Here is a 25,848-nt window from a genome sequence, read left to right on the forward strand (position 1 = left end):
CCCGCCGGCTCGAGCCCATCGCCGCCGAGGCCGCAGCCGAACTACGGGCCGCCGCCGGCGGCCGAGGTGCCCGACAAGCCGCCAGGGAGCGTCATCAGCGGCCAGGCAAATCCTTACCGCAACGGTGATCGATGTGGGTTCGGGTAGCCACCGCGGATCCCGTGTGACCTGTGGCTTCGCCAGACACACGCTTCGGTAGGCCCGTTCTTCCGCGGAACCGAAAAAACTCGAAAGATACCTGTGCGCCGCGCGGGGAAATCCAGGTTGTTTCGGTAGCGTGCTCACCCGACCAGTATCCGAGACCAGCGAGGAGTACCGGGTGCGAGCGACGAGTCGGTGGGTGGTGCGGAAGCGGCTGCGCGGAGTCGCTGCGGTTGTTGCGTCGATGGTGCTGACCACCTGCGTGGGCGGGGCGGTCGTCAGCGCGTCACCGCCTGTCACGGCGATGCTGCGGGCCCCGGCGGGTGGGTACCAAGAACTCTCTGTGCCGTCCCGCATGGGGCCGATCAAGGTCCAGGTGCAGTGGGCGGCGCGTGGTGGCAGTGCGGCACTCTACGTTCTCGACGGTCTCCGGGCACCGCACGATCACAATCAATGGACCAGTGATACCGACGCCCTGCAGCAGTTCGCCGGCGACAACGTCACCCTGGTGTTCCCGGTCGGCGGCCGGTCCAGTTTCTACACCGACTGGTACCGACCCAGCGGAACCAACAACCAGGCGAACACCTACAGGTGGGAAACCTTCCTCACCCGTGAATTGCCCGACTTCCTTGCCGGATACGGGGTGTCGCGGACCAACAAGGCCATCGTGGGCGCCTCCATGGGCGGCGGGGCCGCCATGACACTGGCTGCACACCACCGCGATCAGTTCAGATTCGCCGGGTCGTTCTCCGGCTTCCTGAACCCGACCTTCCCGCTCTGGAACGAAGCAGTCCGTGCCGCGATGTGGGACGAGGGACAATTCAACGTGGACGATATGTGGGGCCCGATCGGTGACCCCGCCTGGAGCCGCAACGATCCGACCGTGCAGGCCGAACTCTTGCGCGGCCTGCCGATGTATATCTCGGCCGGCAACGGCGCACCCGGGGCTCCCGATCTGCCGTACGGAGTCGGCAACACGGTGAACGCCATGGGGCTGGAGGCGACGGCCGCGGTGGGCACGCAAATCTTCCGTGATCGGGTCGCCGCGCTGGGGATCCCGGCCCGGATCGACATCCTCGAGGGCACCCATACCTGGCCGTACTGGGGTCGGGCACTCGCCACCGCCCGCCCGATGATCCTGGACGTACTCGGGGCCCACTGATCGCACTCACCGCCGGACACATGATGTGGCAGGCCACCTGGCCCGGCCACGGCGGACTCGACGTCCGGTGCACGAGTCGGCGTTGCCTCGGCACAACCCGTCGCAAGCTGCGGGGTCCGCGCCTACCGGCAGGAATCGGCTTCCCACCCGGCGTACCGGAATCCGTGACTAGACTTCGAGGTGCGCGGGGTCTCGAGCGAAGTCGATACCGGCACGGAGTTCGATCATGGATACGCACACCGGCGATATCGTCGAAGGAGACGGCACCCTCGAAATACGCGTATACGCCGAGCTGAACGATTTCCTGCCCCCTCGCTCCCGGTTCGCGGCACTGCGGCGGCCCATGCGGTCGCACCAGACTGTGAAGGACATCGTCGAGGCGGCCGGTATTCCGCACACCGAAATCGACCTCCTGCTGGTGAACGGAGAATCCGTCGGCTTCGCACACCACCCCCGCCCCGGCGACCGGCTCGCCGTCTACCCCGTGTTCGAAAGTCTCGATATCGGCGCACTGACCCGGGTGCGCCCATACCCGCTGCGCGAACCGCGCCTACTCGTCGACGTCAATCTCGGCGGCGCCGCGCGGCTGCTGCGGTTGATGGGCCTGGACGTGCGCTGCGAATTCGACGCCGAGGACGCGCAACTCGCCGAGATCGCGCTGGACGACCACCGCATCCTACTCACCCGAGACCGCGGCCTGCTCGCCCGCCGTATCGTCACCCACGGCCTCTTCGTGCGCGCCGACCTTCCGGTGGATCAGGTGGTAGAGGTGATCGACCGCCTCGACCTGTCCAACTGCCTGACCCCACTCACCCGCTGCCTCCGCTGCGGTGCACCGCTGGCCGACGTAGCGAAGGCCGACGTGATCGACCGGCTTCCGCCACTCACCCGCCGCCACCACGACACGTTCCGCCGATGCACCGGCTGCGACCGGGTCTACTGGGCGGGTGCGCACCAGAACCGCCTCGACGAACTCGTCGGCCGCATCATGTCGAAGATCCGGCGGACAACTCGAGCCGAGGTCGGCCGACCACAGTATCCCGCTCGGTGACCGGCTGCCCCGGCGTTCGACCCGCCTCGGCAAGGGCCGAGGCGCACTCGTACCCGGGGGACCCGCTCACGCCCACCGTATCCCGCGCTCCGTACCGCCCGGCACAACGTCTCGGCGGCACCGTCCAAGCCCTCCGGTGCCGCCGTCCGCCATCGGCCGGACCGGAATATCAGTCGTCGTCCGGCTCGACGGACAGCACCGTGGCGGTGCTCATATCGACCGTCACCTCGTAACCGGCGCCGTCGCGGGTTCGCATGTCTACTTCCAACTCGGGGGCCCCGTTGGACAGGTCGACCTCGACGGATTCGACTGTCGCCCCCATCAGTGCCTGCAGCGCCGCTCCCAGCGACTGCTGATCCTCGGGCACCGGCTGCGCGTTCGCCGCGGCGGAACCACCCCAGACGAGCATCACCGCGAGCGCTGTGCCTGCCCACAGCCGGCGTACCCCGCGGCTGCGGTGACCGATTGTATACATCAATGAGCCCTCCTCGATATATCGGTAGCCGGATCCGCGATACCGCGGTAACCGAATGCTCCGGCGTTTGCGCTGGTAGGAAGTACTGCGTTTGCCGAACTACCCCCTCTGTGACGACCTACGCACATTCCGGATCTTCGCGTACAGCCCGATCCGAGGGGAGCAGGCGCGTACCCCGGCCCGGGGTAGCCGGTAGCCGGTAGCCGGTAGCCGGTAGCCGACGATGCGACAGCAGCGGGCGCCGCGTGGTTCCGAGCCAGGCGGCGGGCCCCCGTCGCAGACCCGTGCCAGGCATTGCGTTGGCGTCGATTCTCGTGGCGTCAGGGTCGCGCGGACAGATGTACGGATCCCCGATATCGACAGTGTTCGCAGTCACATCGGGTGTCGGCCGAATCACCGCCACCCTCACAGTCGAACTTCGCCATCGGACAACCATTTCCCCTGCACAACCAGTTCTTGTGAAGTACTGGACAACGAATTCGCCACGTTGGACACTAGAGCAATCTGCTATCAAGGGGTGATTCAAATGGTCAGAACACACACGGTCGTCGCGGGGGAAACATTGCCGGCCTTGGCATTGCGCTTCTACGGCGACGCTGAACTACACCGGCTCATCGCCACCGCCAGTGCGATCACAGAGCCCGACACCATCGATGTGGGGCAACAACTGATCATCCCGGATTTCTCCAGGTATGAGGTTGTCGCCGGGGATACGTTGCCGGACTTGGCATTACGCTTCTACGGCGACGCAGAACCACACCGACTCATCGCCACCGCCAGTGCGATCACAGAGCCCGACACCATCGATGTGGGGCAACAACTGATCATCCCCGACCTGACGAGATACAAGGTGCGCGCCGGAGATACGGTCTCCGAGTTGGCGTTGCGCTTCTACGGCGACACCTCGTTCTCCCCCCTGATCGCCACCGTCAACGGCCTGGCCGATCCCGACATGATCAGTGCCGGGGAGGTACTGGTGATATTCGTCGGACGCAGCGATGGATTCGGATTGACGATCGTGGACCGCAACGAGAGCGATCCTCGCATGTGGTACTACCGATTCCAGACCAGTGCGATCGGCTGGAACCCAGGGGTCAACGTCCTACTTCCCGACGACTACCTGACCAGTGGACACACCTATCCTGTGCTCTATCTCCTCCATGGCGGCGGCGAGGACTTCCGTCAGTTCGACTTTCTGGGCATCCGCGACCTGACCGCAGGAAAGCCGATAATCGTCGTGATGCCCGACGGCGGGCGCGCCGGCTGGTATTCCAACCCGGTCAGCTCCTTCGTCGGCCCGCGCAATTGGGAAACATTCCACATAGCCCAGCTGATCCCTTGGATCGAGGCGAACTTCCGAACGTACGCCGAGTACGACGGCCGGGCGGTCGCCGGGTTCTCGATGGGTGGATTCGGTGCGCTGAAATACACAGCCAAGTACTACGGCCACTTCGCCTCGGTCAGTAGCCATTCCGGCCCGGCGAGTCTGCGTCGCGACTTCGGCCTGGTCGTACATTGGGCGAACGTGTCCTCGGCGGCCGTGGAACTGGGCGGCGGCACCGTCTACGGCGCGCCGTTCTGGAACCAGGCCAGAGTCAGCGCCGACAACCCGGTCGAGCGGATCGACAGCTACCGGAACAAGCGGATCTTCCTGGTCGCCGGCACCAGTCCGGATCCGGTCAACTGGTTCGACAGCGTGAACGAGACCCAGGTGCTCGCCGGCCAGCGGGAGTTCCGCGCACGCCTGCGCGACGCCGGTATCCCGCATGAATGGCACGAGGTGTCCGGCGGTCACGTCTTCCGGCCCGAAATGTTCACCCTCGACCTCGACGGCATCCTCGCACGGCTGCGGCCGGCGGCTGCCGTATCGTCCTCGAGTGCGATGCCGGGAGCTGCGTGAGTATCCGTTCAGGCTTTGATACCGAGAACGCTCATGGCATTGTCCTTGAACACCAAAGGGGTGACTTCAGGTTTGATATCGAGGCCCTCGAAATCATGCATCCAGCGGTCGACCTGGATCACCGGAAAATCGGACCCGAACAGTACTTTGTGGCGCAGCATCGTATTCGCGGCCCGGACCAGCTGCGGCGGGAAATACTTCGGGGACCACCCGGAAAGATCGATGTAGACATTCGCCTTGTGGGTCGCGATGGATATCTGCGCATCGACCCACGGCACCGAGGGGTGCGCCAAAACGATGGTCAGTTCCGGAAAATCGGCGGCGACATCGTCGAGCAGCATCGGGTCGGAGTAGCGCAGCTTGATGCCGTGGCCGCCGGGGAGGCCGGCTCCGATTCCGGTCTGACCGGTGTGGAACAGGGCGGGCACACCGGCCTCGGTGAGGGCCTCATAGATCGGGTAGAAGTCCCGGTTGTTGGGCTCGAACCCCTGCATGCTCGGGTGGAACTTGAAACCCTTGACCCCGTAGTCGTCGACGAGCCGCCGCAACCGTTTCACGGCGGCCTTGCCCTGGAGCGGATCGACAGAGCCGAACGGGATCAGCACATCATTGTGCTCGGCGGCCAGTTCCGCGATTTCCTCCACGGAATTGGGGGCGTGCCCGGTCGCGGATTGTGCATCGACGGTGAATACGACCGCGGCCATATTGCGTCGCCGGTAGTGTTCGGCCATCGACTGGATCGTCGGTGTCCGTTCCTCGCTGGATTTGAAGTACTTCTCCGATGCGGCCATGAGAGTGTCGTCCAGCGAGCGGTGACCGCATCCGTCGATTTCGACGTGGGTGTGCATATCGATCGCATGGAGAGCGTCGAAATCGATGCCGTATTCATAGCGGGTCATAGGTGGATTCCCCTGGGGTGTGAGTGATGTTGCGGGTATCAATGGGCGGTGCGGGCACCGTCGACGGTGTACTCCGCACCGGTGAGCGGCGTGCGGCCGGCGTCCGCCGCTGATTCGAGTCGGCCCACCGGCGTCGCCGCGGTGTCCAATACGGCCGTGATCCGGGCCGCGGTTTCGGCGACGGTATCCGGATCGACCACCACGCTCAGGTCGAGGACCTCGGCGATGGGCTCGCCCTTGACGATTCGCTTGATCGGGATCTCGAGCCGTTTGCCCGTACGATTGCGCGGGATCCCCGAGACGATGACGATGTGGTCCGGCGAGTGACGCGGCGAGAGCTGGGTGCGAACAGTGCTGCGGATCTCGGCTTCGAAAGCCGTGGGGTCGAGTTCCGGTCGAGTAACCGAGATGGCCAGTACCAGCCGGCCCATCCCGTCTGCGTCCTCGAAATGCAGCACCAGGCTGTCGGCGACGCCGGGATGAGCATCGAGAACGGCATAGAACTCGGCGGTGCCGATTCGTACCCCACCCCGGTTCAGGGTGGCATCGGAGCGCCCGGTGATGACCCAGGTATCGCGGGAGGTGTGGATCAGCCAGTCACCGTGTCGCCACATTCCCGGATACTGGTCGAAGTAGCTCGACCGATAGCGGGCGAAATCCTCGTCACCCCAGAAGAACACCGGCATCGAGGGCATCGGTTGCCGGGCGACCAGCTCACCGGGAACCTCATGGACGGGATCACCGCGACCGTCGAGCGAATCCACATCCACCCCGAGTGGGCGGGACGACATCTCGCCCGCGTACACCCCGACGAGCGGGGATCCACCGAGGAACGCGGTGCACACATCGGTGCCGCCCGAGGTCGCCGCCAGCAACACCGCGGGACCGAGGGTGTCGTGGACCCAGGCGGATACATCCGCCGCCAACGGTGACCCGGCCGAGGTGATCTCACGCAGCCGACTCAGGTCCCAGAGGTCGGTGGGCCGCAGCCCGGAATGCGCCCAGGCGGCGAGGTAACCGGCACTGGTACCCACGAAAGTGGCCCCGGTTTCCGCGGCGATCGCCCACTGCGACCAGGGACCGTCGAGGGCGGGCCAGGACGGATCGCCGTCGAGCAGCACGATCGAGGTGCCCAGCAGCAGCGACGACACCATGAGGTTCCACACCATCCATCCGGTGGTGGTGTAGTAGAAGGCCGTATCGTCGCGGCCGAAATCTTGATGTAAGCCCACCGATTTGAGGTGCTCGATCAGGATTCCGCCGTGCGAATGGACGATCGCCTTGGGCCGGCCCGTCGTACCGGAGGAGAACAGGACCACCAGGGGGTGGGCGAAGGGGACCGGTTCGGTCGTGACCGGTCCTGGCTCGGAGACGAAGTCGGCGTAGGGAATTATGCCTTCGGGGGCGCTCCGGTCTTGTTCGAGATAGGGCAGCGCGACGAACCGAGCGGCGGGCAGCGCCGCGCGCAAGGCGGTGACCTCCGCACGACGGTCGATGGCTTTGGTTCCCCAGCGATAGCCGTCCACAGCGAGGACGACACTGGGTTCGAGTTGTGCGATGCGCTCGGCGGTCGCGGTGGCGCCCATCTCGGGTGCCACCGAACACCAGATCGCACCGAGACCGGTCGTGGCGAGATAGGCGGCGACCGTCTCCGGGATACTCGGCAGATAGGCGGCCACGCGATCGCCGCGGCCGACCCCGAGCCGAACCAAGCCGCGCTGAATCCGGCCGATCTCGTCGAGTATTCGTCGACCGGTCCAGTCGGTACTGCCGGTGGTCTGGCTGCGCGAATGGATCGCCACTCGATCGGGCCGGGCCGCGAGCTCACGGACGATATGTTCGGCATAGTTCAGGGTGGCGCCGGGAAACCACTGGGCACCGGGCATTTCCCGCGATCCGATAACCGCGGTGTGCGGGCTGTGGGCGATGATGTCGAACCAGTCCCAGATCTCGGCCCAGAACTCGTCGAGGTGGTCGATCGACCACTGCCACGCCATATCGTAGTCGTCGAATCGGCGCCCCGTCCGGCGCTCGACGTCGAGCAGAAAGCTGCCGATACGGCTTCGGTGCCACTCGGATCGGGGCGGGGCGGGTCGGAGCAGAGCGCCGGGTTTCACAGTTGATGTCGTCACGATGTCGTCCTCAGTGCTGGTGGGACAAATCGTGGGTTTCGGCCGGTGCCGGGACGGCCCCGGAAGTGCTGCCGGTCACCCACCCCATCAGACCGGCTGTCGCATCGAAGGCCGGTTTGCGTTCGATCCCGGACCACACCGTCTCCGGGCGGCACTGCAGAAGCAGCAGATTACGGCCGGGTTCGAGCTCTTCGTCGACCGCGAATTCGATATCTTGCGGGGCGCCGTGCATACCTTCGAGCTTCCGGCCGAGGGCGGCCAGTGCCAGGATCTCGTCGTCGTCGAGACATAGCATGTCGCGGCGATCGGCGGGCACATCCTGGGCCGCGTCACCGCGCCGGTATTCGATCCGCTTATCGCCCAGCGTGCGTTCAGTGACCGTCATCGCGATCTTGTCGACCAGGAAACGGTCCGGCGTGACTTCGCCGCCGACCACGGACAAGCCGAGCCCCCAACTCGCTTCGAGGGCGATCGTCGAACGATCGCCGCTGGTGGGGCTGATCGTGAACATCACCCCGGCCGATCGGGCGCGCACGGTCTTCTGTACCACGACCGCCATCTCGATATCGTTCGGGCTGATGCTTTTTTCCGCCAGATAGGACAGCACCCGGCCGGAGTAGACGCTGACGTAACACTGGTGAACGTGGGCGAGCACCTCGTCGGCGCCGACGATATCGACCCAGGTCTCGAACTCGCCGGCGAAACTGGCGCCGACCGAATCCTCTGCGGTGGCGCTCGAGCGCACTGCGACCGCGACGTTCTCGACTCCGGTGGTGGTACACAGCTCGGCGTACGCCGAGCGGACCGCCGTCGCCACCTCATCGGGCAGGGGTACCGACCGGAACAGTTCGGTGATCGCCCGGTCGGCTGTGTCGAAGGCGGCCGGGTCGCGTCGGTCGCCGAGATCGTCGAGGATCGCGGTGAGCTGGGCTCGGACCGCACCCTGACCGAGGAATGCGCGGTAAGCGGAGGCAGTGACCGCGAAACCGGGGGCCACCGGCAGCCCGGCCGCGGTCATCTCGGCGAGGCCGGCGGCCTTACCGCCGGTCCGGCGGACGTCACGGCAGCTCGGAGCTGCGAAATCGTAGGTGTACATGTTCTCGTCCTCAGTGAGCGGAGGTGGGGTCGGTGACCTCGAGCAGGGTGACGGTGCCTTCTTTACCGTCGATGCGCACGCGCTGACCGGTGGTGAGACGAGCGGTCGCGTAACCGGTGCCGACGACCGCGGGAATGCCGTACTCCCGGCACACGATAGCGGCGTGGCTCATCATGCCGCCGATATCGGTGATCACCCCGACCGCGACGGCGAAGGCGGCCGCCCAGGACGGGGCGGTGATCGGCGCGACGAGGATCTCGCCGGGCTGTAGCAGCGCGAGGTCGGCTTCGTTGCGCAGTACGCGCACCGGTCCCTCTACGATGCCGATCGAACCGGGCACCCCGCTGAGCCGATCGGAGTCGGCGCCGGCACCGAGCCAGTCGGCCACCCGCTCGGTCGTGACACCGTAGTTCATGATCGCGAACGGATCGGTGACCTGCGCGGGTGGTACACCATAGGCCGGTGGCGCGCTCTGCGCCTGCAACGCGGCCACGATACCGCGGCGCCGGGTGATCTCGGTCTGCCACCGCGCGCGACCGCGCGGCGCGACACCGATCGCCCAGGATTCGACCACATCGAACAGAACCTGATCGAGTTCGAAGCGGTTGAGGTAGAACAGGTCGTCGCGTTCGGTGGTGAAACCCGAGGCGAGCAGGAAGTCGGCCAGCTCCCACATCTTCTGCCAGAACACATTGTGCGCCCAGTGTTCGACGTAGATGTTGTGCTCCTCGATATAGGGGAACACCGTCCGGGCGAGCGCGAGGAGCTGGTCGAACTGGGCGGCCTCCGCCGGCTGCAGCAGGCTCCGGTAGCCGTCCACGATCTCGTCGCGCTCGGCGCGCAGCCGCTCGACCGGCCGCGAGATATCCTCGCCGGCCGCGATCTTCGCCGCATAACGCGCGATACCCTGCAGCGGGATGGCGGGGTTCGACGCCCAGGTGTCCTGGTCGTGGGTGAAGCCGTACTCGGCGAAGTAGTTGAACCAGGGTGACTTCGCCTGCTCGTAGCGGGCGAGCCAGCTGCGACCGTTCTCGGTATCGGCCAGGGTCGCGAAGAGTTGCTCCGGCTCGGCTCCCGAACCGATGATCTCGACCAGGCCGAGTTCATGGGCGAGAGCGGCAAGTGCGCGCAGCTCGTCATCGGGCCGGAAGGCCAGGATGTCGATCCCGGCGACCATTCTGGAGATGGCCTGTTCGCTGATCTGCGGGAAGGCCTGCTTACAGAATTGGAAGAAGGTGATGTAGCCGCCGTAGCCCAGATTGAGGAACTCGAAGTGGTACTGCCACACCAGGAAGAACTCATCGATCAGCCGGTGATAATTCTCGATGATGTCCCATGAAGTGGAGCGCCCGCGAGCCTCGGTGACGACCTCGAGCGGATCGTAGTCACCGAGTGGGGGGAACGAGATCTCTCCCAGGGAGGCGATCGCGGCCTCCATCTTGGTCTTCCACTTACCGTAGAGCGCATCCCAATTGGCGTAGTAGTAACCCGCCCGCTCCTGGAAGTGCCGCGCGCGTTCTTCGATCCGTACGGGATCCTCGACGGCGATCGGGGAGATATAGACATAACCGTTGACGATTCGCACATCAAGGCCCAGCGAGACCGGAAGGGCGAAAATCCGGGTGCTGTTCTGTCCGGCCCCGAGATAGACGGCCTCGGCGCCGATACTGTCGAACGGATGGCAGCCGCGCGACCAGTGCATCGTATCGGCGAACCAGAATCGGGAATTCTCGACCTCGGCGTTCTCCGCGTCGGGCACGAGATAGTACGGATACATCGACTGCCAGCCCTGCGCACCGGCGGGGGCGACGGCCTCATCGAAGAAGGCGAACCGGGTGGCAGGTGCGGTGGCAGGCCGGTTCGCGGGCTGAGTAGAGGTCATCCCCGGGCTCCTTGCTGGTCGATCTGAAGATGGGGGTCAGGCGGGTGTACAGGTCCTCGATATCGGTGGCGACCAGGTCAGGTCGCCGCGGATCGGGGAGGGCGGCCAGCGCGGCCGGATCCGTGGCGCCCGAGAGCACCAGGACGCTGTGGGCGCCCATCGACCGCGCGAGGTCGATTTCGGCGGTGGCGTCACCGACCACCGAGATCTGGGCCGGATCAACATCCAGTCGGGACGTGAGGGTTTCGCCCAGGGCGGCGGACGGCTTGCCGAGCACGATCGGTTCGGCACCGGCAGCCCAGGCGATGGCGTGTGCCATCGCGGCCGAGACCGCGACGGATTTACCCAGGCCGCCGTGGAACCACGGCAGGTTCACAGTGGTGTAGAGCGCAGCGCCGGCATCGACTGCCAGGGCCGCGGCATTGATCGCCGCGGTGGTGTAGCTGTCGGCGGCGCCGACCACCACGACATCGGCGGGCCGGTCGCCGGGGTCGGCGAGATCGAGTCCGTGCGCGGTCAACGGCTCGATCAGTCCTCGATCGCCGACCGCCAGTACGCGGGCACCGCGATGATGGTTCGCGATGTAGTCCGCCGCGGCGCTGCCGGCGGTGACGAAATCCTGGTCGGCGATCTCGATTCCGTTATCGCGCAGGTGTTGCGCGTATTCCGCCGGGGGTCGCTGGGAGGCATTGGTGCATACGATCACCGCATGTCCGGCCCGGTGCAGGGCCGCGACGAACTCACCGGCCGCGGGCATCGCGGTGCCACCGGAACCACCGGCGCGGGCGGTGCGCATCAGGCACCCGTCGACATCGAGGATCCAGGCGCGGGTATCGGTCGGAAGCCGGTCGGTCACGAAACGGCCGCCTTCCGGGGAGCGCGATCGAGACTGAATCGGATATCACCGGTGGATATTTCGACATGGGTGGCGGTCGAGCGCTCACCGATCGACCCCAGCAGCTGTTTCACCGTGGCGGCGGGCGAGTGCGCCTTGGCCGCGGTCATGGCATCCACCTGTTCGGCCGGCATCACCGCACGCAGCAACAGCTCTTCGTCGGAGAGGGTGCGGCCGAACCGGCGACGTAGCTCGGCAACCGTGATATCGGCACCCTCGGAGCCGTTCTGTTGCCCGCGCCGGGTGGCCAGCGCCCGATCGAGTAGATCCTGGTTCACCGGGCCCGGTAGCGGGCCGAAGTCACCGCGCAGCAGATCGATCACCTCATCGGAGAGCTGTTTGTAGCGTTCGCCGGTGATGACATTGAGCGTGGCCTGAGCGACGATGTACTGGGCGAACGGGGTCATCACAATCGGCCAGCCGAGGTCTTCGCGAACCTGGACCGCCTCCTCGATCACCGCATCGAACAGTTCGGGGCGGCGGATCTCGGTCAACTGGCGACGGGTGGTGGACTGGACCCCGCCGGGGATCGTGTGCCGGTAGTAGGCCTCGTCGTATTCGTTGACGGAAGCCACCGGCAGGTTCTTGATCTTCGCCTGACGCTGCAGGTACGCCGACGCCGCGGCCATACCGTCGAGATCGACCTCGACCCGGTGGCCACGGGCGCGTAAATTCGCGACCAGGCGCTGGGCCTCGGGATGCGAGCCACCGTTCGCCAAGGGCGGCAGCGCACAGTGGAGAGTACTTATCCCCAGGTCGGCGGCCTCGAGCACGGTGATCGGTGAGAGGCCGATCGTGCTGTGGGAGTGGATCTCGTCGAGTTTCAAGGTGCGCAGGCTCGATTGGAGCTGCGGGACCAGCGTGCGCAAACGCTCGGAGGTGAGCAGACCGGCGGGGTCTTTCAGATAGAGGGAATCGATGGCCGCGCAATCGTCGAGCTCGGCGATCTTCGCGGCAAAATGCGCGTCGGTGTGTACCGGGCTGGTGGTGTAGCAGATCCCCGCGACCACCTCGTCGAATCCGACACGCTTGGCCATTTCCGCTGTGCGCTTGGCCCCGGCCATATCGTGCATCGGATCGATCACCCACAAACGGGTGATGCCGTTGCGGGCCAGCAGTGTGAAAGCGAGCTCGAATACCGCGTCGGGGGTGCGATGGAACGTGATGAAACGCTTACCGGTGGTGAGGAATCCGAGTTTTGTGTTCGGGGCGCGGTCACGGGCGGCGCGGATCCGGTCCCAGGGGTCCTCACGGTGATATCGGACTGCCGTGGCCAGGATCGTACTCGAGGCGAGTTCCAGGGCTCGATACCCGACCCGATCGAGTAGCGGGGTGACCCCCTCGATCATCCGTGTCGTGATACCCGTGGCACCCCAGATGCTTTGGTTACCGTCTCGCAGGGAGACGTCGACGAGTGATACATCGGTCATCAGTTGTCTCCTTCGTCCAGGATGCGCTCCAGCCACCGGGTGGTGACAGTGTTGGCGAGATAGTCGGAGTGGCCGACGATCCGACTGAGCAACAGAAGGGAGGTGGTGATGCCGCCGATCTCGAAATCGTCGAGGGCATTGCTCATGCGGGCGAGCGCGGACGAGCGGGCCTCGCCCCAGGTGATCAGCTTGCCCATCAGTGCGTCGTAGTACGGCGGGAACGAATATCCCTCGTAGATATGTGAGTCGAGGCGGATACCACCGCCCATCGGCGGGCGCCACCGCTTCACCGGGCCCGGTGCGGGGGCCATCGCCCGAGCCGGGTCCTGGGCGGTGATCCGGCATTCGATCGCGTGGCCGGTGACACGGATATCGGCCTGCCCGAACGGCAGCGGTTCACCCAGGGCCACCAGAATCTGCTCGCGCACCAGGTCGATACCGGTGACGGCCTCGGTGACCGGGTGCTCGACCTGGATCCGCGGATTGACCTCGAGGAACGCGAGGGTATCGCGTTCGACGTCGTAGAGGAATTCGACCGTTCCCAGTCCGATATAGTCCAGGGCGTCGGCGATCCGCAAGGCGCTGTCGTGCAGGAGCGCTCGGGTCGCCGCCGGCAGCGCCGCACAAGGGCTTTCCTCCACGACCTTCTGATAGCGGTACTGCACCGTGCACTCGCGCTCGCCGAGGTGGACCCGATTCCCGTGTCGATCACCGAGAATCTGGACCTCGATATGTTTGGCGTCTTCGATATAGCGTTCGAGGAAGACCGTTCCATCGCCGAAGGAAACTTCCGCCTCGGCGGAGGCCACCTGCCATGCCTCGGCGAGTTGGGTCGCGTCGGTAACCCGCTTCATCCCACGGCCGCCGCCGCCGTGCGCGGCTTTGATCAGTACGGGGTAGCCGATGTTGTCGGCGAGCTCGATGACCTCCGCGAGGGTGCCCGCCGTACCCCCGGCCGATACCGGTACGCCGACCGATTCGGCGAGGGCACGGGCGCGCAGCTTGTCTCCCAGTGCCTCGAGGGCTTCGGGCTGCGGGCCGATGAAGGTCAGCCCGTTCTCGGCGCACCGTCGGGCGAAGGCGGGACGTTCGGAGAGAAATCCGTATCCCGGATGGACCGCGGTGCAACCGGTCGCGATCGCGGCGTGGACGACAGCGTCGATGTCGAGGTAACTATCGGTCGCGCGGGGGCCTCCGAGGGTGACCACCCGTCCGGCTCGGCGAGTCGCCAGGGTGGCTCGGTCGGCGGTGGAGACGCCCAGGACGGTGTCGAAGCCGAGGCGATCACATGCCTCGATGATTCGGACGGCGATCTCGCCCCGGTTGGCGATGAATATGCGCGGGGTCATGCGATCGGCCTGATGGCGAACAGCGGCTGATCGAATTCGACGAGGTCGCCGTCGGTGGCATAGATCGCCGTGACCTCGCCCTCGGCACCGGCCGGAACCGAGTTCATCAGTTTCATGACTTCGATGATGCCGAGCACCGAGTCGAGCTCGACCTTGTCGCCGACCTCGACGAACGGCCGCTCACCCGGCTTCGGGGAGCGGTAGAAAGTCCCGAGCATCGGCGCGGTGACAACGATCTCGTCGCTGCTGGACGCGGGTGCCGGCGCGGCCGGTTCGGCAGCGAGGGTCGCGGGTGCATCCAGTGGCGCGGTGGGGCGGGCGCTGTTCGGCGTCGTCGCCTCGAGCGGGGTCGTGGACGCGAATTCCGGGGCGCCACCGCCCTCGGCCGGTGTGCCGCGGCGGACCAGGAGGTTCAGGTCGCCCTTCTCGAAGCGAAACTCGGTGAACTCGGTCTTGTCCAATTGCTCGATGATCGCCGCGAGTTCCTCGAGGTCGAAATCCATTGCCGTTGACCTTCCTTGGGGCTGGGGCGGCGGGTGACAGGGCCTATCCGATTGCCCACGCCTGCGAAGGTGACTGCTGCGGAGCTTCCAAAAAGGGGAATGTGTCCGCCGTCACTGCGATGAACATAATCAAACTTTCGCGAGAAGGCAAACATTCGTGTCAAGATTCTCCTGTGAGAAATCATGCGCCCTCGCGGCTCGAATCGGTGGACCGGGCTCTACAGCTGGTACTCCTGCTGCGCGACGGTTCCCGAATGAGCGTGACCGCCGCGGCCGAACACCTGGGGGTGGTCCCATCGACCGCGCACCGCCTGCTCGCCGCCCTGTGTGCCCGGGGTTTCGCCATCCAAGATCGCGATCGCCGGTACCGGGCGGGACCGGAACTCGCCGCGATGCTCGGCAGCGGGGTCAACCAGGGCGCACTACGCAAAGCCGCCCGACCGGCGCTCGAATGGCTGACCGATGCCGTCGGCGAGACGAGTCATCTGATGATCTTGAATGGGCCGAATATCGAGTTCATCGACGGCGTCGAGGCCCGCACCGTCCTCAAGATCGCGGCCCGGATCGGCGACCAGATGCCGGCCTATTGCTCGGCCGGCGGTAAGGCGCTGCTCGCCGCGCTCGGCGACGACGAGGTGGACACCGTCTACCACAACGGACTCACACCGTGGCGCACCGCGCGGATCACCGACGTCGCCGCGCTGAAGAGCCATCTCGAGGGCGTCCGCACAATCGGCTACGGCGTCAATACCGGCGAGACCGAGAGCGGGGTGTGCGGAATCGGAATGTGTGTCCACGGTAGCGATCGCCGGCCGGTCGCGGCACTCACGATCGCTGTCCCGAGCCCCCGATTCGACCCCCACAACCTGGGCCGATTGGCCCAAACCCTCCACGAGGCGGTAGCGATGATCGAGGAGAAACTACGGTCGCAATAGGCCGGTGCCGGGGCGGTACTCCGGCCTCGGTGACGAGCCCGCCCGGCGGCCCACCCGGCGGCCGGGCAGCTCACGAGTCGAACCGGCAGAACTACCCACAGGGACCAACCGACGTCCGTCCGCGGTGTACTGCTCTGGCCTCCTCCACCGAGGACAAGCCATTCCTATTGGTCGCCGCGGCTCGCTTCGATTCCGCCGGCGGCGCGCTGCAGGGTGGCGACCAGGGCCGGTAACTGCTTCCGGTCGTAGCGGACCGAGGGCATCGATACCGACAGACCCGCCAGCGCGGTCCCGTCCCCGTCCCGCACCGCAACCCCGACCGCGACCACTCCGCGCTCGGATAGCCCGTCGTTCAGCGCGAATCCCGCCCGTCGCACCGTGGTGAGCCGAGTGCGCAGACTCGGCAGGTCCGGCCGTTCATCGGGGCGCTCCGTATATCGTGCCTCCTCGTAGAGCTCGGCCAACTCGGCCGGGTCGAGCTCCGCGAGCAGCACCAGGCCGGCGGTCGTGCGATGGGCCGGGAAGACCATCCCCTCCCGCGACCCGACCCGCAATACCTGCCGGCATTCCACACTGGCGATGAACCGCGCCGTATCCCCCGTCCGGATCGTCAGGTTCGCCGACTCCCCCACCAGATCGACCAGCCGTTGCAGATGCGGCAGCGCAGCCGCCCGGAGCCGCGATGTCCGTGACTGCGAGTGCGCGGCGAGCTCGAGCACCGGGCCCGGGTGATAGACCCGCTGCTCGTCCTGTACCGCGAAATCCCGGTACACCAGCGTCTGCAGCAACCGGTGCGCGGTCGACCGCGCCACCCCGAGCCGTTCGGCGACCTGGCTGACCGTCAACCCACCCTCCAACTGCAGCATGACTGCTGCCCGCAGTGCGTGATCCGCGCTGGTCACAACATATGCCGGTGGCGTCTTCGGTGCTGCGTTGCCCATGCCCCTCGTTCTGTTCTCCAGAATTCACTGTTCTGCATTCTCGACAAGGGCCAGTGTAGGCGATATGAGCACCACTGACACCCCCGTCCGCCTGCGGGCGGTCGCGGCGCCGGACCAACCGGACGTCACCCCCGCCCTGGAGGAGCTGTACCGCGGCTTCGAGCAGGAGTTGCTGGTTCCGCTGTGGACCGAGATCGGTGATCTCATGCCGGCGCATCCGCGATCGCGAGCGGTACCGCATCTGTGGCGGTGGGAGAATCTGCTGCGGCTGGCGGCGCAGGCGGGCGATATCGTGCCGGTCGGTCGCGGAGGTGAGCGGCGGGCGATCGCGCTGGCGAATCCGGCGCTCGGTGGGCGGCCGTTCGCGACGCCGACATTGTGGGCCGCGATCCAGTATCTGATGCCCGGCGAGGACGCCCCGGAGCACCGGCATACCCAGCACGCCTTCCGGTTCGTGGTGGAGGGGTCGGGGGTGTGGACGGTGGTCGGCGGCACCGGGGACACGGCCGACGGCGACGCGGTGCCGATGCGGCGCGGGGATTTCCTACCGCAGGCCGGGTGGAACTGGCATGCGCACCACAATGCGACCTCGGAGCCGATGGCCTGGATCGACGGACTGGACATTCCGTTCCAGTACGTCGTGGAATCGCAGTTCTTCGAGTTCGGGCGCGCGGAGATCAGTGATGCGGAGCGGATCACGCCACAGCGGTCGCGGTCGGAACGGTTGTGGGGGCACCCGGGGCTGCGGCCGCTGTCGGTGGGTGCGGTGGCGCCGGGGTCGCCGTTGCTGGCCTACAAGTGGGAGCACACGGATGCCGCGTTGAACGATCAACTGCTGTTGGAGAAGGAGGGGTACGGCGGCACCGTCGAACCCGGGCACGCGGCCGTGCGGTTCTCGAATCCGCACGACGGCACCGATGTGCTGCCGACCATGCGGGCGGAATTCCACCGGATCACCCGGGGCGCGGAGACCGCGCCGGTCCGGGAGACCGGATCGTCGGTGTATCAGGTCTTCGACGGGTCCGGCACGGTGACCGTGGGAGACAAGAGCTGGTCGATCACCCGCGGTGACCTGTTCGTCGTCCCCTCGTGGGAACCCTTCTCCGCCAAGTCGGAAGCCGGTGGCACCGACTCCGACTCCGGCGCCCTGGACCTCTTCCGTTTCTCGGACGCGCCCGTTTTCGAGGCGCTCCGGCTCGACCGTCAGGAGATCACCCGATGAAACTCGCCACCCTTCGCGTCGACGGCGGCACCCGCGCGGTGCGCCTCGACGGTGACACGCTCGTCGACCTGGGCTACGCCGACCTCGGCGCGCTGTTCGCCCGGGACGACTGGGCCACGATCGCGGCCGAGGCCACCGGGCGGACCTGGCCGGCGGCCGGCGCGGATTTCGCCGCGGTGGTGCCGAACCCGTCGAAGGTGATCTGCGTCGGGCACAACTACACCAACCACATCAAGGAGATGGGGCGCGAACTCCCCAGCTACCCGACCCTTTTCCCGAAGTTCGCCGACAGCCTCATCGGACCGGACGATCCGATCGTGAAACCGGCCGAGACCGACGCGCTGGACTGGGAGGTCGAGCTGGTGGTGGTCGTGGGCAAGCCGGTGCGGCGGGCCACCGAGGCCGAAGCCGCGGACGCCATCGCGGGGTTCACCGTGATGAACGATGTGTCGGTGCGGGACTGGCAGTTCCGGACGATCGAATGGACGCAGGGCAAGATCTGGGACTCCTCCACCCCGGTCGGACCCTATGTCGTCACCCCGGACGAGGTCGGCGGAGTGCGGCCGGCGCTCGAGGTGGAGACGCTGGTCGACGGACAGGTCATGCAGCACGACGACACCGGGACGCTGCTGTTCGACCCGGTGCGCCTGGTGCAGTACATCTCGACGGTGATCCGGCTGAACCCCGGCGACCTGATCGCCACCGGCACCCCGGCCGGGGTCGGTCACGCCCGGGACCCGAAGGTCTATCTGGTCGGCGGGGAAACCGTGGTGACCCGGATCGCCGGGCTGGGGGCGTGCACGAACAAGGTCGTGAAGGCCTCGTGACCGGGCGGACCCACGCCGACTCGCTGAAGTGGGCCGAACACGGGACGGGGCTGTTCGTCACGCAGGCCGCTCTGCTCGACGACCAGTCGATGTCGGCGCCGAGCGGCCTGCCCGGGTGGACGCGTAAGCATCTGGTGGCGCATGTCGCGGCCAATGCCGACGCGCTCGGAAATCTGGTGCGCTGGGCCCGCACCGGCGAACGCACGCCGATGTATTCCTCGCCCGACCAGCGCAATGCCGATATCGAGTCGGGCGCCGCGCTGGCCGCGGACGAGCTGACCGCCTGGTTGAACGAGGCGGTGCGCAAACTGTCCGTCGCGATGGCGGCGCTGCACGGCGACGACTGGCACAACGAGGTCGTCACCGCGCAGGGGCGGACCGTCCCGGCCACGGAGATCCCGTGGCTGCGGGCGCGCGAGGTGTGTGTCCATGCCGTCGATCTCGGCACGGGCACCACCTTCGCCGACCTCCCCGACGCGTTCCTGTCCGCGCTCGTCACCGATATCCGGGGCAAACGCGGACTCGACGAAATCCCCGACGGCCCGCTACCCGAGGTCACCGCGTACCTCGCCGGTCGTCCCCATTCCCTCGCCGGCGTCCCCGACCTCGGCCCCTGGTTGTAGAGGAGGCTCATTGTGAGCACCCCTGACGTCGTCATCGTCGGCGGCGGCATCGGCGGGCTGAGTACCGCTTTCGCGCTGTCCCGGCTCGGCCTGCAGGTACGGGTCCTGGAGCAGGCGAAACAGTTCGGTGAGGTCGGCGCGGGCATTCAGCTCGCGCCCAACTGCACCCGCATCCTCGACGACTACGGTCTGCTGGGCGAGGTGAAGGCCCGCGGGGTCGTGCCCGACCGGATGGTGATGCGGGACGCGGTCGACGGAAGCGAACTGACCTCACTCGACCTGCGCGATCTGGAACGCGAGTACGGCTTCCCGTACCTGGTCATCCACCGCAGTGATCTGCACGCGCTGTTCCTGGAGGCGTGCCGGGACGCGGGTGTCGAACTACTCACCGAACAGCGTGTCGTCTCCTACGCCCAGGGCGAGGGAAAAGCCGGTGCGACAACGCAAGCCGGTGCTGTGCACGAGGCGAATATCGTGATCGCGGCCGACGGGTTGCATTCCATCGCGCGCACACTGTTCACCGACGACCGGCCGGTGTCCTCGGCCTATGTCGCCTACCGCGGTACCGTGCCGATCGCGGAGGTGGACCGGCCGGTGGACCTCTCCGAAGTGGTCGTCTATGTCGGTCCGCGCTGCCATTTCGTCCACTACGGGCTGCGGGGCGGCGATCTGCTCAACCAGGTGGCGGTGTTCGAATCCCCGAAGGCCGTGGCCGGGCTCGACGACTGGGGCACTCCCGACGAACTCGATACCGCTTTCGCCGCGACCTGCGATTTCGTCCAGGATCGGCTGCCGCATATGTGGCGGGACAAATGGTGGCGGATGTACGACCGCGACCCGATCGACACCTGGGTCGACGGACGGATCGCGCTGCTCGGCGACGCCGCCCACCCACCGCTCCAGTACATGGCGCAGGGCGCGATCATGGCGATCGAGGACGGGTGGGTACTCGCCGAACATGTCCGGCGGCTGCGGGACACCGACGGTGTGGTCGACTGGTTGGGGGCACTCGCGGCGTACGAGGCGGTCCGTCCGGAACACTGCCGGCGGGTGGTGCTGACGGCCCGGGCGTGGGGTGAACTCTGGCATCTCGACGGGATCCGGCGCGCGCAGCGCAATGTGCTGCTGCGGGAGCGCGCGGTCGGCGACTACTCGTTCACCGACTGGATCTACGGTCCGACTGCCCTGTTCCCCGCGGACGAACCCGCGATGTTCGAGCCGATACCGCTCGACTCGGCCGACCGGGTGGGTGCCTGGCCCGTGTAGTCGCCCGGCGCCGGACCTGCGACCGGTCCGGCCGCGAACCGGTCGCGGGCGGGCGGTCTCCACCGGACGTCCGGCTCGCACGGCTGTGGGGGCCTACTGCCTTGCCGCCGCCACCGGCCCGCCAGTAAAATGTGATGCCTGTCACATCAAATGCTCGGCTGTGCCGAGATCGGCAGCGCGGGCGCCCGAAGGAGAAATCCGACCCATCCGGAACGGGGATTCGCAGTACCGAGGAGAACGATTATGTCCGGTTTGGTACGCAAGAGCTTCGATTCACCCGAGGAAACCCGTCCATTCGAGGCAGGCAAGGGCAAGATGGACCTGGTCAACCTCGACGCCGGCCCGGTGGGCCGGGCGGTCTTCGAACCCGGCTGGCGCTGGTCGGAACATGTCCGGCCGATCGCCGGGACCGACAGTTGCCAGGCGCCCCATACGGGCTACTGCCTCTCGGGGCATCTGGCGGTGGTCATGGACGACGGCGAGAAACAGGAATACGGCCCCGGCGATTTCATGATCGTCCCACCCGGACACGATGCCTGGACCGTCGGCGACGAACCCTGCGTCATGATCGACTGGCAGGGGGTCACCGACTACGCCAAGCGGTGAGCTTCGCGCGTCCGCCGGATATCAGTTGACCTGGCGGCCGCGGCCGCTCCAGTACGGTGCGCGCAGTGTGAACTTCTGAAGTTTTCCGGTCGCGGTCCGGGCCAGTTCGCTGCGGAACTCCACCGAGGTCGGCGCCTTGTAGCCGGCCAGTCGCTGTTTGCACCAGGCGATCAGCTCCGCTTCGGTCGCATTGCTCGCTTCGGCGTCCGTGGTCAGCACGACCAGCGCTTTGATGGTCTCGCCCCATTTGTCGCTCGGTACCGCGATCACCGCCACCTCGGCGACGGCGGGATGGGAGAACAGGCAGTCCTCGACTTCGATCGAGGACACGTTCTCGCCGCCGGTGATGATCACATCCTTTTTGCGGTCGGCGATGGTCAGGTAGCCGTCGTCGCCGAAGGCTCCGCCGTCGCCGGTGTGGAACCATCCGCCGGCCAGCGCGGCCGCGCTCTCCTCGGGGCGGTCCCAGTAGCCCTCCATCACCACATTGGACCGGGCCAGCACCTCGCCCGCGCCCTCCTCGGGTTCCTCGGACCGCAACCGGACGCCCAGGGCCGGGGCCCCGGCGCGGGTCAGCTTCGCGGCCCTGGCCTCGGGATCGAGGTCGTCCCATTCGGCCCGGGAGCGGTTGACGGTCAGCAGCGGTGAAGTTTCGGTCAGACCGTAGATCTGGATGAACTCCCAGCCGAGTTCCTCTTCGACACGGGCGACGGTTTTCGTCGGCGGCGGCGCCCCGGCCATGATGATCCGCACCCGGTCGCGTCCGGGGATCTCACCCTTCCAGGTCTGCGCCGCGTCGAGTACCGCGGCCGCGACCGCCGGCGCCGCGCACAGCACCGTGACGCCGTGATCGCGGACGCGGCGCAGGATCTCGGCGCCGTCTATCTTGCGCAGGACGATGTGGCGGGCACCGACGCCGGTCATCGCGAACGGCATGCCCCAGCCGTTCGCGTGGAACATCGGCAGGGTGTGCAGATAGACGTCGCGGTCGCTGATCGTGGCGTGCAGGCCGAAGGTGACGGCATTGACCCAGATACTGCGATGGGTGATCTGCACGCCCTTGGGGCGGGCGGTGGTCCCGGAGGTGTAGTTGATGGTGGCGGTGGCGGATTCGTCGGGTTCCCACGGCCGCGGAACCGCCCCGGGGGCGGCGTAGAGGTCGGTGTCGCCGCCCAGCACGAACTTGTGCTCGCAGTCGACCTCGCCGAGCGAGTCGGCGAGTTCCGGATCCACGTACAGGGCGCGGGCCCCGGAGTTCTCGACGATGTAGCGCACCTCGTCCGGGCGCAGGCGGAAGTTGATCGGGACCAGCACCCGGCCCCAGCCGCTCACCCCGAAGAACGAGGTCAGCAGCCGGCTCGAATTGTGGCTGACCAGCGCGACCCGGTCCCCGGCCCCGATACCCAGTTCGTCGAGGCGGGCGGCCTGTCTGCGGGCGAGGTCGGCGACCCGGGAATAGGTCAGCGAGCCCTGGCCGGGTGCGGGCTGGGCGGGTTCGTCGACGATACCGATCCGGTCGCCGTACACGGTTTCGGCGCGATCGAGGAAATCGGAGACACTGAACGGGACGAACATGGCCCTCCTACGGATCCTGCGTGCCCCGGGAGGCGATTCTGCGGACCTTCCGGCGGTCCGACGATTGTCTCGCCGAATCGGTCACCGCGGGCCGGAATTCTTACGGCGGTCCATCCGCACCGTGGCGATCGGCCCCGGGTGGGGCTCAGCCGTCTCGCTGAGCGAGCGCGTGACGTGCTTCCTCGTGGAGTACGCCGAGCAGGTCCTGTTCCAGGGCCACGAACTCGGGGGTCGTGATCATCGACAGCTCCCGGGGCCGCGGCAGATCGACACGCACGTCCCGGCGCACGGTGGCCGGACGCGCCGACAGCACGATCACCCGGTCCGACAGGTACACCGCTTCCCGGATGTCGTGGGTGATCATCAGCACCATCCACCGGTAGCGCTGCCAGACCTCCTGGAGCCACGACTGCATCTCGGTGCGGGTCAGCGAGTCCAGTGCGCCGAACGGCTCGTCCAGCAGCAGCAGTTCGCGTTCCTGGACCACGGTCCGCAGCAATGCCGCCCGCTGCCGCATACCGCCGGAGAGCTGGGACGGCCGGGCGTCCTCGAATCCGGACAATCCGAAGACCGGGAACAGTTCGCGGGCCCGGCGCCGGGCCTCCGGTTTCGGGACACCGTGCACCTGTAGTCCCAGGACGGTGTTGTCCAGGACGGTGCGCCAGGGAAACAGCAGATCCTTCTGCGGCATATAGGCGCAGTGCGGGGCCGTCGGCTCACCGTCGCCCGTGCCGAACCGGATACTGCCCGAGTCGGGGGTCTCCAGACCGGCCAGCATATTGAAGACGGTGCTCTTGCCGCAGCCACTGGGACCGATGACGGAGACGAACTCGCCCGGCTGCGCGGTGAACGACACACCACCGAGGACCTGCCGGTCGGGGCGGCGCCGACCGGGCCGCGGAAACGATTTGGTGAGACCGTCGACGACGATCCGGTGCCCGCGCGCGTCAGTCATGCCGACTCCTGTTCTCCGCGCGGGACCACGGTGCGACGAGCCGTTCGATCGCGAAGGTCAGCAGGTACAACGCGATGCTGAGCGCAGCGGTCACGAGTACCGCCGCCAGCACCAGGTCGGTGCGGAAGGAGTTCTTCTGCAGGCTCATATAGATGCCGAGGCCCTCGCTGGCGCCGACGTATTCGGCGAAGACCGCGCCGACGACCGCATAGGTGATGCCGATCCGCAATGCGGTGAAGAATCGCGGCACCGCGGAGGGCAACCGCACGTAACGGAACACCTGAACCCGGGACGCCCCCATACTGCGCAGCAGCGCACCCGCCTCGCGGTCGGCCGCGGCGAATCCCTCGATCAGCCCGATCGCCATCGGGAAGAAGGTGACGAGCGCGACGACGAGCACTTTCGGGAGCAGCCCGAAACCGAACCAGATGATCATCAACGGCGCGATCGCGATGATCGGCAATGTCTGAGAGGCCACGAACAGCGGTACCAACGCGCGCCGCAGCCAGGGCGAGAAGTCGACCACGACGGCCAGCAGCCAGGCCAGGCTCAGCGATACCGCGAATCCGGTCAGTGTCACCTGGAGGGTGGCGGCGGCATGGACCCCGATCTTCTCGCGGTGCGCCCACCCCTGCGCCACGACCCGTGCCGGCGACGGCAACAGCTGCGGGCGGATACCGCTGACCTCGACATAGACCTGCCACAGCACGACGAGTAGCGCCACCATCACCACAGACGGGAGCACCCAGGGGATCCCGGCCGATCGGCCCGGCGCGGTCCGGGCGGCCGGATCCGGCTCGGGCCGGACCTCGGAGCAGTCAGGGGCCGGCGAGGTAGTCATTGGTGAAGTAGGTCGACCAGTCCGGTTCCTCGGTCAGCGGGGCGCCGTCGGGACCGGTCAGCAGACCCTTCTCGTACAGGAAACCGGAATTCGCGGCCCACTGCTCGCGGGTCTGGACGCCCACCCGGCCGTCGGGGCCCTTCATGAATTGCTCGGCCAGCATGCGCTGACTCTCGAACACCAGCCCCTCGTCGTTGAATGCGCCGGGGTTGGCGTCGAGGAGATCCCGCGCCGCGGCATCCGGGTCGTCCGCGGCGAACTGGTAACCGCGCTGCAGGGCCTGCACGAACTTTCGCGCGCGGTCGGGGTTCGCGGCCAGCCAGTCCTGGTTGGCGTCGATCACGATCGCGTATGCGTCCGGGAAACCGAAGTCGGTGTAACGGAAGTACCGCATCGGGGTGCCGTTGTGCTCGGCCTCGATGCCCTCCCAGCCGAGGTAGGAGACGGTGAAGTCGGCTCGGCCCGAGTAGACGGCCTCATAGGCCGAGGTGCCCAAGGTGACGGTGGTGAATTCCCCGCGGCCGCCGTCGTTGCGGATCACCTGCTGGAGCGCTTCGACCTCACCGGGGTCGCCGAAACCGGCATAGGTTTTGCCATCCAGATCCTTGGGACGGGTGATGTCGGCGCGGTCGGCCTTCACCCCGATTCCGGTCGCCCAGTGTTGCAGCGGTGCGAGCACGGACAACGTATGCGCACCCGACGCCCGCGCGAAGGTCGACGAATTATGGGTACTGATACCGAATTCGGCGTTACCGGCGTCGATGACCGTATCGACCGCGGTGTTGTTGTACGGCAGGATCTGCACATCCAGACCGGCGTCGGCGAAGTAGCCGCGCTGCTGCGCGACGAACAACCCCGTGTGGTTGGTGTTCGGCGTCCAGTCCAGGGCGAATCGGATGGTTTCGCCGTCGCCGGGCCCCGTGGTGCAGGCGGTGAGCGCGGACAGCGCCGCCACGGTCGCGACCACGAGCGCGAGGATTCGGCGCAGGCGGCCGCTCATGCGGTGTCGATCGAGCATGAGCGAGGACCCTCCGTGGTCACGCTGCGCTGCCGCCTCCGGGCCTGACTCGCTCATGCGGTGTCGATCGAGCATGAGCAAGGGCCCTCCGTGGTCACGCTGCGCTGCCGCCTCCGGGCCTGAC

23 protein-coding genes are annotated in these 25,848 nt (G+C 67.0%); 9 read left to right on the forward strand and 14 right to left on the reverse strand.

Annotation, left to right across the window (positions count from 1 at the left end; translation table 11 throughout):
* The first annotated feature begins 385 nt into the window (after window positions 1-385).
* Together NS4_RS05220 and NS4_RS05225 are read left to right on the forward strand one after the other, a co-directional pair.
* Window positions 386-1,303, forward strand: a complete 918-nt coding sequence (locus tag NS4_RS05220; RefSeq protein WP_063058281.1) for an alpha/beta hydrolase — start codon at window positions 386-388, stop codon at window positions 1,301-1,303.
* 226 nt (window positions 1,304-1,529) lie between these two features.
* On the forward strand, window positions 1,530-2,354 hold the full coding sequence (locus NS4_RS05225) for a Mut7-C RNAse domain-containing protein (RefSeq protein ID WP_063058282.1): 825 nt from the start codon (window positions 1,530-1,532) through the stop codon (window positions 2,352-2,354).
* A 169-nt stretch (window positions 2,355-2,523) separates the two neighbouring features.
* On the opposite strand, the gene NS4_RS05230 is transcribed toward NS4_RS05225, so the two are convergent.
* Window positions 2,524-2,829 carry a PepSY domain-containing protein gene (locus NS4_RS05230; protein WP_063058283.1) on the reverse strand — a complete coding sequence of 102 codons (306 nt, stop codon included), beginning with the start codon at window positions 2,827-2,829 and terminating at the stop codon, window positions 2,524-2,526.
* Between the two features lie 526 nt (window positions 2,830-3,355).
* Here NS4_RS05230 and NS4_RS05235 point away from each other — a divergent pair.
* The gene (locus NS4_RS05235; RefSeq protein WP_063058284.1) at window positions 3,356-4,729 is read left to right on the forward strand and encodes an alpha/beta hydrolase-fold protein; all 1,374 of its coding nucleotides are present in this window, start codon (window positions 3,356-3,358) and stop codon (window positions 4,727-4,729) included.
* An 8-nt stretch (window positions 4,730-4,737) separates the two neighbouring features.
* On the opposite strand, the gene couO is transcribed toward NS4_RS05235, so the two are convergent.
* The 8 genes from couO to accB are packed head-to-tail and all read right to left on the reverse strand — an operon-like array spanning window position 4,738 to window position 14,915.
* A complete protein-coding gene (couO, locus tag NS4_RS05240; protein WP_063058285.1) occupies window positions 4,738-5,628 on the reverse strand; it encodes a 4-hydroxyphenyl-beta-ketoacyl-CoA hydrolase in 891 nt (296 codons plus the stop codon).
* A gap of 38 nt (window positions 5,629-5,666) precedes the next feature.
* The gene (locus NS4_RS05245) at window positions 5,667-7,760 is read right to left on the reverse strand and encodes an acetoacetate--CoA ligase (protein ID WP_084486767.1); all 2,094 of its coding nucleotides are present in this window, start codon (window positions 7,758-7,760) and stop codon (window positions 5,667-5,669) included.
* Between the two features lie 10 nt (window positions 7,761-7,770).
* Entirely contained in the window at window positions 7,771-8,856 is a 1,086-nt protein-coding gene (locus tag NS4_RS05250; protein ID WP_063058286.1) for a PEP/pyruvate-binding domain-containing protein, read from the reverse strand.
* Between the two features lie 10 nt (window positions 8,857-8,866).
* Complete coding sequence (locus NS4_RS05255) at window positions 8,867-10,738, reverse strand: PEP-utilizing enzyme (protein WP_063058287.1); 1,872 nt, start codon at window positions 10,736-10,738, stop codon at window positions 8,867-8,869.
* Complete coding sequence (locus tag NS4_RS05260) at window positions 10,671-11,594, reverse strand: HAD-IIA family hydrolase (RefSeq protein ID WP_157105894.1); 924 nt, start codon at window positions 11,592-11,594, stop codon at window positions 10,671-10,673. The genes NS4_RS05255 and NS4_RS05260 overlap by 68 nt, the downstream gene beginning before the upstream one ends.
* On the reverse strand, window positions 11,591-13,063 hold the full coding sequence (locus NS4_RS05265) for a pyruvate/oxaloacetate carboxyltransferase (protein WP_063058288.1): 1,473 nt from the start codon (window positions 13,061-13,063) through the stop codon (window positions 11,591-11,593). The genes NS4_RS05260 and NS4_RS05265 overlap by 4 nt, the downstream gene beginning before the upstream one ends.
* Window positions 13,063-14,412 carry an acetyl-CoA carboxylase biotin carboxylase subunit gene (locus NS4_RS05270; protein WP_063058289.1) on the reverse strand — a complete coding sequence of 450 codons (1,350 nt, stop codon included), beginning with the start codon at window positions 14,410-14,412 and terminating at the stop codon, window positions 13,063-13,065. Before NS4_RS05270 ends, NS4_RS05265 begins: the two co-directional genes overlap by 1 nt.
* A complete protein-coding gene (accB, locus tag NS4_RS05275) occupies window positions 14,409-14,915 on the reverse strand; it encodes an acetyl-CoA carboxylase biotin carboxyl carrier protein (RefSeq protein ID WP_063058290.1) in 507 nt (168 codons plus the stop codon). The genes NS4_RS05270 and accB overlap by 4 nt, the downstream gene beginning before the upstream one ends.
* Window positions 14,916-15,088: 173 nt before the next feature.
* On the opposite strand from accB, the gene NS4_RS05280 reads away from it, so the two are divergent.
* Window positions 15,089-15,850, forward strand: a complete 762-nt coding sequence (locus tag NS4_RS05280; protein WP_169811724.1) for an IclR family transcriptional regulator — start codon at window positions 15,089-15,091, stop codon at window positions 15,848-15,850.
* Window positions 15,851-16,014: 164 nt separating this feature from the next.
* Here the strand turns inward: NS4_RS05280 and NS4_RS05285 are convergent, their stop codons facing one another.
* On the reverse strand, window positions 16,015-16,791 hold the full coding sequence (locus NS4_RS05285; RefSeq protein WP_063058292.1) for an IclR family transcriptional regulator: 777 nt from the start codon (window positions 16,789-16,791) through the stop codon (window positions 16,015-16,017).
* Window positions 16,792-16,855: 64 nt separating this feature from the next.
* On the opposite strand from NS4_RS05285, the gene NS4_RS05290 reads away from it, so the two are divergent.
* The 5 genes from NS4_RS05290 to NS4_RS05310 all read left to right on the forward strand — a co-directional run bounded on the left by NS4_RS05290 (window position 16,856) and on the right by NS4_RS05310 (window position 21,335).
* Entirely contained in the window at window positions 16,856-18,013 is a 1,158-nt protein-coding gene (locus NS4_RS05290) for a cupin domain-containing protein (RefSeq protein ID WP_063058293.1), read from the forward strand.
* Window positions 18,010-18,840 (forward strand): fumarylacetoacetate hydrolase family protein, encoded by an 831-nt coding sequence (locus NS4_RS32900; RefSeq protein ID WP_063058294.1) that lies wholly within the window; start codon window positions 18,010-18,012, stop codon window positions 18,838-18,840. Before NS4_RS05290 ends, NS4_RS32900 begins: the two co-directional genes overlap by 4 nt.
* Window positions 18,837-19,463: a maleylpyruvate isomerase family mycothiol-dependent enzyme gene (locus tag NS4_RS32905; RefSeq protein ID WP_063058295.1), complete on the forward strand. Its 627-nt coding sequence runs from the start codon at window positions 18,837-18,839 to the stop codon at window positions 19,461-19,463. Before NS4_RS32900 ends, NS4_RS32905 begins: the two co-directional genes overlap by 4 nt.
* Before the next feature lie 12 nt (window positions 19,464-19,475).
* Window positions 19,476-20,729, forward strand: coding sequence for an FAD-dependent oxidoreductase (locus tag NS4_RS05305; protein ID WP_063058296.1), 1,254 nt, complete (start codon window positions 19,476-19,478; stop codon window positions 20,727-20,729).
* Window positions 20,730-20,972: 243 nt separating this feature from the next.
* On the forward strand, window positions 20,973-21,335 hold the full coding sequence (locus NS4_RS05310; RefSeq protein ID WP_063058297.1) for a cupin domain-containing protein: 363 nt from the start codon (window positions 20,973-20,975) through the stop codon (window positions 21,333-21,335).
* Window positions 21,336-21,356: 21 nt separating this feature from the next.
* On the opposite strand, the gene NS4_RS05315 is transcribed toward NS4_RS05310, so the two are convergent.
* The 4 genes from NS4_RS05315 to NS4_RS05330 all read right to left on the reverse strand — a co-directional run bounded on the left by NS4_RS05315 (window position 21,357) and on the right by NS4_RS05330 (window position 25,706).
* A complete protein-coding gene (locus NS4_RS05315) occupies window positions 21,357-22,910 on the reverse strand; it encodes an AMP-binding protein (RefSeq protein ID WP_063058298.1) in 1,554 nt (517 codons plus the stop codon).
* A gap of 145 nt (window positions 22,911-23,055) precedes the next feature.
* On the reverse strand, window positions 23,056-23,865 hold the full coding sequence (locus NS4_RS05320; RefSeq protein WP_063058299.1) for an ABC transporter ATP-binding protein: 810 nt from the start codon (window positions 23,863-23,865) through the stop codon (window positions 23,056-23,058).
* Entirely contained in the window at window positions 23,858-24,706 is an 849-nt protein-coding gene (locus NS4_RS05325) for an ABC transporter permease (protein WP_084486779.1), read from the reverse strand. The genes NS4_RS05320 and NS4_RS05325 overlap by 8 nt, the downstream gene beginning before the upstream one ends.
* Entirely contained in the window at window positions 24,684-25,706 is a 1,023-nt protein-coding gene (locus NS4_RS05330) for an ABC transporter substrate-binding protein (protein WP_063058300.1), read from the reverse strand. Before NS4_RS05330 ends, NS4_RS05325 begins: the two co-directional genes overlap by 23 nt.
* Window positions 25,707-25,848: the final 142 nt, after the last annotated feature.

Source organism: Nocardia sienata NBRC 100364 (assembly GCF_001613205.1).
Taxonomy (GTDB): domain Bacteria; phylum Actinomycetota; class Actinomycetes; order Mycobacteriales; family Mycobacteriaceae; genus Nocardia; species Nocardia sienata.

What these genes read in the sequence shown, in the direction of transcription:
- NS4_RS05330 (WP_063058300.1), bottom strand. Translation starts at nt 25,706, where the DNA reads ATGAGCGGCCGCCTGCGCCGAATCCTCGCGCTCGTGGTCGCGACCGTG.
- NS4_RS32900 (WP_063058294.1), top strand. Translation starts at nt 18,010, where the DNA reads ATGAAACTCGCCACCCTTCGCGTCGACGGCGGCACCCGCGCGGTGCGC.
- NS4_RS05310 (WP_063058297.1), top strand. Translation starts at nt 20,973, where the DNA reads ATGTCCGGTTTGGTACGCAAGAGCTTCGATTCACCCGAGGAAACCCGT.
- NS4_RS05230 (WP_063058283.1), bottom strand. Translation starts at nt 2,829, where the DNA reads ATGTATACAATCGGTCACCGCAGCCGCGGGGTACGCCGGCTGTGGGCA.
- NS4_RS05250 (WP_063058286.1), bottom strand. Translation starts at nt 8,856, where the DNA reads ATGTACACCTACGATTTCGCAGCTCCGAGCTGCCGTGACGTCCGCCGG.
- NS4_RS05285 (WP_063058292.1), bottom strand. Translation starts at nt 16,791, where the DNA reads ATGGGCAACGCAGCACCGAAGACGCCACCGGCATATGTTGTGACCAGC.
- NS4_RS05270 (WP_063058289.1), bottom strand. Translation starts at nt 14,412, where the DNA reads ATGACCCCGCGCATATTCATCGCCAACCGGGGCGAGATCGCCGTCCGA.
- accB (WP_063058290.1), bottom strand. Translation starts at nt 14,915, where the DNA reads ATGGATTTCGACCTCGAGGAACTCGCGGCGATCATCGAGCAATTGGAC.
- couO (WP_063058285.1), bottom strand. Translation starts at nt 5,628, where the DNA reads ATGACCCGCTATGAATACGGCATCGATTTCGACGCTCTCCATGCGATC.
- NS4_RS05290 (WP_063058293.1), top strand. Translation starts at nt 16,856, where the DNA reads ATGAGCACCACTGACACCCCCGTCCGCCTGCGGGCGGTCGCGGCGCCG.
- NS4_RS05225 (WP_063058282.1), top strand. Translation starts at nt 1,530, where the DNA reads ATGGATACGCACACCGGCGATATCGTCGAAGGAGACGGCACCCTCGAA.
- NS4_RS05220 (WP_063058281.1), top strand. Translation starts at nt 386, where the DNA reads ATGGTGCTGACCACCTGCGTGGGCGGGGCGGTCGTCAGCGCGTCACCG.
- NS4_RS05325 (WP_084486779.1), bottom strand. Translation starts at nt 24,706, where the DNA reads ATGACTACCTCGCCGGCCCCTGACTGCTCCGAGGTCCGGCCCGAGCCG.
- NS4_RS05255 (WP_063058287.1), bottom strand. Translation starts at nt 10,738, where the DNA reads ATGACCTCTACTCAGCCCGCGAACCGGCCTGCCACCGCACCTGCCACC.
- NS4_RS05235 (WP_063058284.1), top strand. Translation starts at nt 3,356, where the DNA reads ATGGTCAGAACACACACGGTCGTCGCGGGGGAAACATTGCCGGCCTTG.
- NS4_RS05315 (WP_063058298.1), bottom strand. Translation starts at nt 22,910, where the DNA reads ATGTTCGTCCCGTTCAGTGTCTCCGATTTCCTCGATCGCGCCGAAACC.
- NS4_RS05265 (WP_063058288.1), bottom strand. Translation starts at nt 13,063, where the DNA reads ATGACCGATGTATCACTCGTCGACGTCTCCCTGCGAGACGGTAACCAA.
- NS4_RS05320 (WP_063058299.1), bottom strand. Translation starts at nt 23,865, where the DNA reads ATGACTGACGCGCGCGGGCACCGGATCGTCGTCGACGGTCTCACCAAA.